Source organism: Crystallibacter degradans, assembly GCF_012952295.1.
Lineage (GTDB): Bacteria > Actinomycetota > Actinomycetes > Actinomycetales > Micrococcaceae > Crystallibacter > Crystallibacter degradans.
This window is the reverse complement of sequence record NZ_JABBCH010000040.1, coordinates 1-5,791: the sequence shown is the minus strand read 5'-3', so window position 1 is coordinate 5,791 and position 5,791 is coordinate 1. Positions and strand designations below refer to the sequence as shown.

7 protein-coding genes are annotated in these 5,791 nt (G+C 61.5%); 2 read left to right on the top strand and 5 right to left on the bottom strand.

Annotated features, from left to right (window positions below; genetic code table 11):
* Nucleotides 1-884: 884 nt before the first annotated feature.
* Together HGO92_RS22825 and HGO92_RS22820 are read right to left on the bottom strand one after the other, a co-directional pair.
* Nucleotides 885-1,367, bottom strand: coding sequence for a hypothetical protein (locus HGO92_RS22825; RefSeq protein ID WP_169998955.1), 483 nt, complete (start codon nucleotides 1,365-1,367; stop codon nucleotides 885-887).
* A gap of 69 nt (nucleotides 1,368-1,436) precedes the next feature.
* Nucleotides 1,437-1,580 (bottom strand): hypothetical protein, encoded by a 144-nt coding sequence (locus HGO92_RS22820; protein ID WP_169998952.1) that lies wholly within the window; start codon nucleotides 1,578-1,580, stop codon nucleotides 1,437-1,439.
* Nucleotides 1,581-1,749: 169 nt separating this feature from the next.
* Between HGO92_RS22820 and HGO92_RS22815 the strand changes: the two genes are divergently transcribed.
* Complete coding sequence (locus HGO92_RS22815) at nucleotides 1,750-2,070, top strand: hypothetical protein (RefSeq protein WP_169998950.1); 321 nt, start codon at nucleotides 1,750-1,752, stop codon at nucleotides 2,068-2,070.
* Nucleotides 2,063-2,455, top strand: a complete 393-nt coding sequence (locus HGO92_RS22810; RefSeq protein ID WP_169998948.1) for a hypothetical protein — start codon at nucleotides 2,063-2,065, stop codon at nucleotides 2,453-2,455. Before HGO92_RS22815 ends, HGO92_RS22810 begins: the two co-directional genes overlap by 8 nt.
* Before the next feature lie 137 nt (nucleotides 2,456-2,592).
* On the opposite strand, the gene HGO92_RS22805 is transcribed toward HGO92_RS22810, so the two are convergent.
* The 3 genes from HGO92_RS22805 to parA form a co-directional block, all read right to left on the bottom strand.
* Complete coding sequence (locus tag HGO92_RS22805; RefSeq protein WP_169998945.1) at nucleotides 2,593-3,195, bottom strand: DNA-binding protein; 603 nt, start codon at nucleotides 3,193-3,195, stop codon at nucleotides 2,593-2,595.
* A gap of 1,520 nt (nucleotides 3,196-4,715) precedes the next feature.
* Nucleotides 4,716-4,943, bottom strand: coding sequence for a plasmid partition protein ParG (locus tag HGO92_RS22800; protein ID WP_139006938.1), 228 nt, complete (start codon nucleotides 4,941-4,943; stop codon nucleotides 4,716-4,718).
* Between the two features lie 4 nt (nucleotides 4,944-4,947).
* Complete coding sequence (gene parA, locus HGO92_RS22795) at nucleotides 4,948-5,586, bottom strand: ParA family partition ATPase (protein ID WP_169998942.1); 639 nt, start codon at nucleotides 5,584-5,586, stop codon at nucleotides 4,948-4,950.
* Nucleotides 5,587-5,791: the final 205 nt, after the last annotated feature.

Genomic DNA, 5,791 nt, shown 5'->3' with positions numbered 1-5,791 from the left:
ACTCAGGATCCTCCGGCGAACGGCCCGCCTCTTCTCCCAGATGGTCACTAGCAGCAGCGGATCAGACAGACCTACACAGGCGCCAGCCGATGAATACGCCCGAACCTGATACGCAGAGGTGCCAGTATCGTCCGGCTGTTGTGACCCTCTGCGGCACAGCGACGCACGAGTGCACTGTATAAGAGCGGGCCACGATGGAGAGCAGCAAAGCCTTCGTCCTTTCGAGGGGATTGCCAAGGATGACCGTTGATTGTTGCTGTCCTGGCCGAAACCGACGGTGACTATGGGGATGTCCACGGTTGGGGTCAATCCGGGTTATCCACGGCTGGAGATTTGGGAGCCTTGGGTAGCTCCCCGGCAGCCGTAGCGGTGGATAACCCACGAGGAATGTCCCCGGTTGTGGGCAGCGGAACTTTGCGTCCCGCCAATGCTTCGTCAGATACGCGGTCGACGCTTGCAAGAAGTGCCCGGGAAGTTGTGGGACCTCAGGGGCCGCTCAGGCTCCGCCCGAGGTCGATGTCGCCCAGGTCAAAAACGGCACCGATCAGCAGCAGGAGAAGGCTCAACCACACTCCCCCCCCCCCCCCCATGGCCACCTGGTCAGGTGCTCCCCAGCCGCCGCCTGCTTCTCCGGAAGACCCGTCGACTCCTGCCCGCAGCCGCCGGCGCGCACGCCACATTGCGAAGCCCGCGAACAAGACAAAGGCCACACCCCACCATGCCCAGCCGGGCATGGCCGCGGCAGCCGCTAACACGGCCGTTCCTTAGCGCCGGTTCCGTTCTGCAGGTATCCCCTCATGGCGCGTGCCTCCCCTAGGTGCGTGATGTCCGTCAGTAGTAACGCCACCCGCGTTATTTAACAGTTACCCCGGCTGCTGCCCGCTTCACTGGTTGGTATGGTCGTTGCGGCTTATCTGGATGTCGGTGGACCGATGGCCGGGGATCCATCCGTACACCCAGGCGCGTTCGTTCTCTTCGAAATCGAACTCGCGCTTCAGGTCGCTCCAATAGTCCCGGTTGTCCCAGTAGCACTCGACGAACAGACGGCCCGACTCGTCCTGGGCGACGATCTGCACAGGGGCTTGGACGTCGAATCCTCCGATGCTGGTCATCATCACGTAGCCGGTCGCTTCGATGCTGTGCACGTCGGAGACCTCGGTCTCGGGCACGTCGTGGTAGTAGCGGTAGGAGGTGCTGCCTACGCTTGCCGGGAAGAACATTTCCCTCCATTCCGGACCGGGCCGCTCGCCCCCTTCCTGGACCAGGCAGTACTTGCCGTCACGGGGCTTCCGCTCGCGCAGTTCAACCTCTCGGCCGCGCCAGGTGCCGTAGCTGCCGGACAACTTCCGGCCGTCAGTCATCCACATATTTCTCGCTCCTCATTTCGGGGTCGCTGCCGATCACGTATCGGTCCTCTTCGTTGGCTCTGCGCAGCGTCAGGACAGACGACGCCATTCCCCCTGACCCAGCTGCACATAAATCGGCAACGCCATCTGGATAGGAGCAACGCCGACCGGCTCCATGAGCAGCTCGTTGATCGACGTCTGCCCTTCAAGCTCGAAGGTCTGGCCCCTATCCATAACTTGACCCTAAAGTTGCCCGGCGCCGCGGACCCTTAGACACGCACCCCAAGGCAGATTTGCTCCCGTGGGGAAGGCATCGACAGATACCTCACCGACTTCGCTTAATTCGAATATCTGTTCTACTTTTAATGGATCGGATCGGGGCGGAAGAGAGGGACTGCAGACGATGACAGTAACGGCAGCAGAGACACGAACACCGGTATTGAATGACCCGGTTCAGGTGCGGTTCACGGCGCAGGGGACGCCGCTGGCGGTGCGGTGGGACGGCCGGTTGTGGGCGGTGGCGGCGGAACCGGTGCATTGGTTCAGCCGCTGGAACTGGTGGGAATCCGACCTGCCGGCCGGCCGCGGGCAGGGCAGCGTGGTGGAGATCGAGTTCTGGCGCGTACAGGTACGGTTGGGGTCATCAGCTGCGTTGCGGACGTTTGAGCTGCGGAAGCATCCCGGCTGGGAAGGCTGGCACCTGACGCGGGCCTGCGATGAGTGACAACCGGTGGGGCCACTATGACGCAGCCGGCAGCGAGAAACGTGCTCTGGCGGGAGACTGGCGCGCACAGATCGCGGTGATCACCCGGCCGAGCGTGGACCCCGCGGTGCTGGCTGCGATCCTGAACCAGCCCGGGCTGCACGAGCAGGTCCAGCTCGCGGTCACCGAGCGCCGGGACGTCACCGTAGAGCAGCTGGAGTTCCTGGCACAACGGACGGAATCTGCCGTGGTCATCAACCGCATCATCATGAACACGATGACGCCGACCGAAGCCATCGAGGCCGTCAGGGCCAACGCGCTCACCCTTGAAGGCAAGATCTGGTCCGAGGTGGCCGAACACGCCGACCGTGTCCTCGCCGCCCGAGGGCAGACCCGCCGCGAATAACCAGGAGCTAAGAGGCTAATGGCGGAAGGCCCGCACATGGCGGGCCTTCCGCGTTTCCGGGCGCCGGCCTGCCACTTTGCAGCCGGAAGCCTTTGAGCCGGCCACCGTGGGGAACACCCCCGGGTGGGCGGCCGGTGTCAGTCCTTGGCGCCGCCGGCCTGTGGTTGCTGTGTTTCGGGGGTGACGCGTTGGAGCAGCGAGTCGAGGGCCTGCTGGAGGGTCGCTGCCCGCGCTTCGGCCGCGGAGAGCCCGATATTCAGGCGGGTGGCTTCGGCACGTGCTGCATCTGCGGCCTGGAGGGCGTCGGCGGCGTTCTTCTCGGCGCCTTCCAGCCGGGCCGCGGCGGCCTGAAGCTCGTTGGTGAGATCGGCGATGACTCTGTCTTTTTCGGCGGCGGTCCGGTCGAGGTCGGCACCGAGCTCGGCGAGTTCGTCGTCTTTTTCCTGGCGTTCGCGTGCCCATTGGGCCTCGATGCCGGCATGGCGGTCATCGGCCAGTTTGGCGGCTTCAGCCCAGACCGTGCCGGCGAGCCGGGCGGCGTGTTCCAGCACGGCCTGCGGCGTCGCGGCGATCTGCGTTCCGGCGGCGGCTTTCTCCTCCCGCCACTCCTTCAGGAACCTGGTGGCGTCGGCGCTGGAGACCCCGGCGGCCTGCCGCACACTGGACACGGTGGGATTTCGTTCACCGCTGATCTGCTCCGCGGCGGCGTACACGCGCTCCTTCACGGACGTCTCGGCCATGCCAGCACTCCTCCAGTAGTAGTAGTAATAGTAGGAATGCTACTATTACTACTACCGGACGGCAAGCAGGGACAGGCCGTACCCCGACCACCTTCGCTCGCTGGTTGCAGCCATGGGGCGGTGGCCTCGCGGCGGGCCTGTTTTCGCGCCGCCGCTGGTCACTGTTCTGTCAGTTTGGCTCCAGTGCGCCGTTTTGCGGTGGCTGCGGCGGGTCCTGCGGCAGGGGTTCTCCTCAATGAACTTCCGGGCCTTGGGTTCCTCCACCCGGCCGGATGTTCCGGTGATCTTGAGTTCGTTTCCGGCCCGTGAGGATCGGGGGCTTCGACTCCCCCCCCGGCCGGCGCGTTTCCCGCTGCCCCGTCCGAGGAACGGGAAACGCGCAATTACCGGCTCGGCAGGGCCTGCGGCCAAGAACGCCGCCCGGACCTGCCCTGCGTCGTCCTCGCTGAAGTACGGGTGAGTGAAGGAAGCAGGCTTCTTTATACTCATGTAAACTCTTTGATGGTTCCGGGGCTGTTGATTGATGGTTTCCCCCAAACTGGTTTTATCCGGCCCGGGACCTTTTGTTGGCTCCGGCCGCGCGGACACATTCCCCCCCAACGATGTTCCGCGCGGCCCGGGGCCTTCATTTTCGGACACGGCTGCCCTGACCGCAGTGTCGGGAGGGTTGTATCCCGGCGCCGGCATTCCCCCGCCCTGTTAGACGGAGCGCAGGGTCCGGGCCCAGGGGTGCAGGCTCTCCAGCTTGCCGTTGAGGACGGTACCGTCATCGTTGGTGCGGACATCGGAGTGTTCGTGACTTCCGCCGGCATGGGCGATCCCGGCTGGAGCACCAGGTCCAGGGTTTCCCAGTCCAGGCCGCTAACCGTGTCACCGAGAGCGATGGGAACGTCCGCCACGATGGAGGCGGCCAGCAACAGAACCTGCGCTCCCCCACCGGAATTGCCTCTGTTCGCGGACAGGAGCCCTTATTTAGGGCTCCTTCCACGGCGGTGTGAGGCTTTCAGCGCTTTTGAGTATTTACTCATTTACTCTGATTGGTTATCTACTCATTTACTCACCGGTCGACCGTTTCCGCTCCCAGCAAGACCTGACCTTGGTTGGGAGACCTGCCGGACCCCCAGGTCCCACTCGCATGCCATGCCTACTTCGAGCACCCCGACATCCGCGACCAGCCTGAGCGTTGCAGGCAACGCCCGAACACCCCAAAAAATGTACTCAAAAGTGCTTTTTACTCAATTGAGTAAAGTGTCGCTCAGCTGAAAGTGAGACCCGCCAGCCGGAAACCTAAAGGCCCACTTGAGTAATTACTCATTTACTCTGATTGGTCATTTACTCAATTACTCACCGCTCGGCCGTTTCCGCTCCCAGCAAGACCTGACCCTGGTTGGGAGACCTGCCGGACCCCCAGGTCCCACTCGCATGCCATGCCTACTTCGAGCACCCCGACATCCGCGACCAGCCTGAGCGTTGCAGGCAACGCCCAAACACCCCCACCAAAATTGGAGTAAAGTGTTCGCTCAGCTGTCAGGCAGCGAATCAATGTAATCAGTCAAAAACTCCCTGACGCTCTGCCCCTTTTTAGCAGCGTGGACTTTAAGTTTCGTGTGCTTGCTCTCGGCTACTTGGAAATTGACCCGTTTCAGCGGCTCTTGGGGTGCGTCATCTTTAAGGCTCTCAAGAAGCTTAGCTTTAGCGGCGTTGGTAACGCTCGGCCGTCCTGTCGATAGACCAGCAAATTTACTCATTTACTCATCCTAATTTTGATACGAGGCTGATGACTTCGTCCATCAGCTGATTAATTTCCCTTGCGCCCTCTGACCCAGGAAAGTCCTCAAGTATGGTCGAGCCGCCCGCTGCCGTTCCCGGGTAATTTACGCGCTGATGAATGCGGGAATGCAGAACTGGGAGTTCATAGCCCTCGAGGATGCCGGTGACTTCCTTCCCGATATTTGTTCCTGTGATTGCACGGGAAACCACGAAAGCCGCTTGAAGTTGGCCATCCGTAATTTCAATGCGTTGCTTGACTAGGTCGACCAAGTCAGAGGTTGCCCAAATGTCATAGGGCGAGGGCTGAACAGGGATGAGGGCGAAGTCAGAGGCTTTGATGGCGGATACAGCCAGATCAGCTGCCTGGGGAGCGCCGTCAATGATCACGTAGTCGACGGGAGCGATGCTTTTCAGATCGCGTTCAATGGTAGGACGGTCCATTCCTACAACCGACAGGGGATGATCTTCCCGCACCGCCGCCCAATCACGAGCGCTTCCCTGCGGGTCTGAATCGACGAGGAGAACGGTGTGGCCGGCGAGACGAAGTGCCGTTGCCAAGTGCGTGGCAATGGTGGTTTTCCCTGCGCCGCCCTTTTGATTCAAGACAGATATAACTTTCATGGGGCCTCCAATTGGGAATGATTTCTGTGATCAACACTCATTTACTCATCATGCAAACATGAGTAAATGAGTATTTACTGCGGCCGTATGGTTTTGTGAGACAGCTTGTAAGGAGCCCTCACGTTAATGTCGGATCGTAAGAAGTACACCCAGAAGTACAAGGAAGACGCCGTGGAACTGGTGCGTTCCTCGGGTCGTCCGATCG

Coding starts and splice junctions, on each gene's coding strand:
- HGO92_RS22825 (WP_169998955.1), bottom strand. CDS start 1,367: ATGTGGATGACTGACGGCCGGAAGTTGTCCGGCAGCTACGGCACCTGG.
- HGO92_RS22820 (WP_169998952.1), bottom strand. CDS start 1,580: ATGGATAGGGGCCAGACCTTCGAGCTTGAAGGGCAGACGTCGATCAAC.
- HGO92_RS22815 (WP_169998950.1), top strand. CDS start 1,750: ATGACAGTAACGGCAGCAGAGACACGAACACCGGTATTGAATGACCCG.
- HGO92_RS22810 (WP_169998948.1), top strand. CDS start 2,063: ATGAGTGACAACCGGTGGGGCCACTATGACGCAGCCGGCAGCGAGAAA.
- HGO92_RS22805 (WP_169998945.1), bottom strand. CDS start 3,195: ATGGCCGAGACGTCCGTGAAGGAGCGCGTGTACGCCGCCGCGGAGCAG.
- HGO92_RS22800 (WP_139006938.1), bottom strand. CDS start 4,943: ATGAGTAAATTTGCTGGTCTATCGACAGGACGGCCGAGCGTTACCAAC.
- parA (WP_169998942.1), bottom strand. CDS start 5,586: ATGAAAGTTATATCTGTCTTGAATCAAAAGGGCGGCGCAGGGAAAACC.